Below are 1,549 nucleotides of genomic sequence, written 5' to 3' on the forward strand. Positions count from 1 at the left end.
GTCGGCCGTGAACTATCCGCAAGCCATTGATCTGGCCTGTTGATTGAGGCGGATAGCGGCTTTGGAATTGCAGGATTAGCGGTATTTGGACGCTGTTTTCCTGCAATTCGGTTTTGCGATTCCCTTGTGGCGCGGAGCGTGATTCACTCGGTTCGGCGGCGGCGAATCGAGGGGACAGCGAATGTCCAGGCCACGCGAGAAGCGCGAGACGGGAGAGCAGGACCTGTTCCGCTCCCGGCTCGACCAAATCATCAACATGAAGCACGAGCTGGTGCGGCTGGCGCAGGCGATCGACTGGCCGGTGCTGGAGGAGCGTTTCGGCGCCGTCTATTCGGACGGCCCCGGCATGCCGCCGCTGCCGACCCGGCTGATGGCGGGGCTGGCGATCCTCAAGCACACCTTCAACCTGTCGGATGAGGTGCTGTGCGAGCGCTGGGTGGAGAACCCTTATTTCCAGTATCTCACCGGCGAGACGTTCTTTTGCCATACGCTGCCGTTCGACCGCTCCTCGATGACGCGTTGGCGCAGCCGTATGGGCGAGGAGCGGATTATGGTGCTGTTGCAGGAGAGCCTCAGCCTCGCGGTCAAGACCGGGGCGATGAAACCGGCCGACACGCGCCAGGTGATCGTCGACACCACCGTGCAGCCGAAGAACGTCATGTTCCCGACCGACGCCAAGCTCATCCATCGGGCACGCGAACGGCTGGTGCGGCTGGCCAAGAGGACGGGTCTCCATTTGCGCCAGAGTTATGTGCGGGTCGGCAAGCTGGCGCTGATCAGCCACCAGCGCTATGCCCACGCCAAGCAGTTCAAGCGGGCCAACAAGGCGCTACGCAAGCTCAAGACCTATCTCGGCCGGACCATTCGCGACATTGGTCGCCAGATCGCCGGCGATCAGGGGCTGGACGCTGTTCAAATGGCCGCTCTACCAGGCCGCCACCGTTCTCGAGCAACGCCAGCGCCAGCGCGGCCGCAAGATCTACAGCCTGCACGCACACGAGGTGGAATGCATCGGCAAGGGCAAGGCGCATGCGCCCTACGAGTTCGGGGTGAAGGTGTCGGTGGCCACCACGCTGAAGCGCTCCAGGGGCGGCCAGTTCGCCCTGCATGCAAAAGCACTGCCCGGCAATCCCTATGACGGCCACACGCTGGCAAGCGTCATCCCCGACATGGAAAAGACCATCGGCAACGAGATCGGCCGCATCCTCGCCGACGCCGGCTATCGCGGCCACAACGCACCGCAGAGCCACAAGCTCAGGGTCTTCACCGCGGGCCAGAAACGCCGCGTCACCCCAGCCATCAAGCGCCAGATGCGACGGCGGTCGGCGGTCGAGCCCGTCATCGGCCACATCAAGAGCGAACACAGAATGGGCCGCAACTACCTCGCCGGCCAGCAGGGCGACACCCTCAACGCCATCCTGGCCGCCGCCGGCTACAACTTCTCCCTCCTGCTCAGGTGGCTGAAGGGGTTTTTGTCGCTCTTGATTGCCCTGCTTCAAATCCGGCCGAAGCCGGTCGCCGCTTAGGGCTCGGATTGTTCACGGTCGAC

The 1,549-nt window shown here is 63.7% G+C and carries 1 pseudogene; it reads left to right on the forward strand.

Annotated elements, in window-relative coordinates:
• Positions 1-181: 181 nt before the first annotated feature.
• Positions 182-1,526 (forward strand): annotated as a pseudogene (locus EN925_RS35235) (IS5 family transposase).
• The last annotated feature ends 23 nt before the right edge of the window (positions 1,527-1,549 follow it).

The sequence above is a fragment of the Mesorhizobium sp. M7A.F.Ca.US.006.04.2.1 genome, from assembly GCF_004022915.1.
In the GTDB taxonomy this organism is placed as follows: domain Bacteria; phylum Pseudomonadota; class Alphaproteobacteria; order Rhizobiales; family Rhizobiaceae; genus Mesorhizobium; species Mesorhizobium ciceri.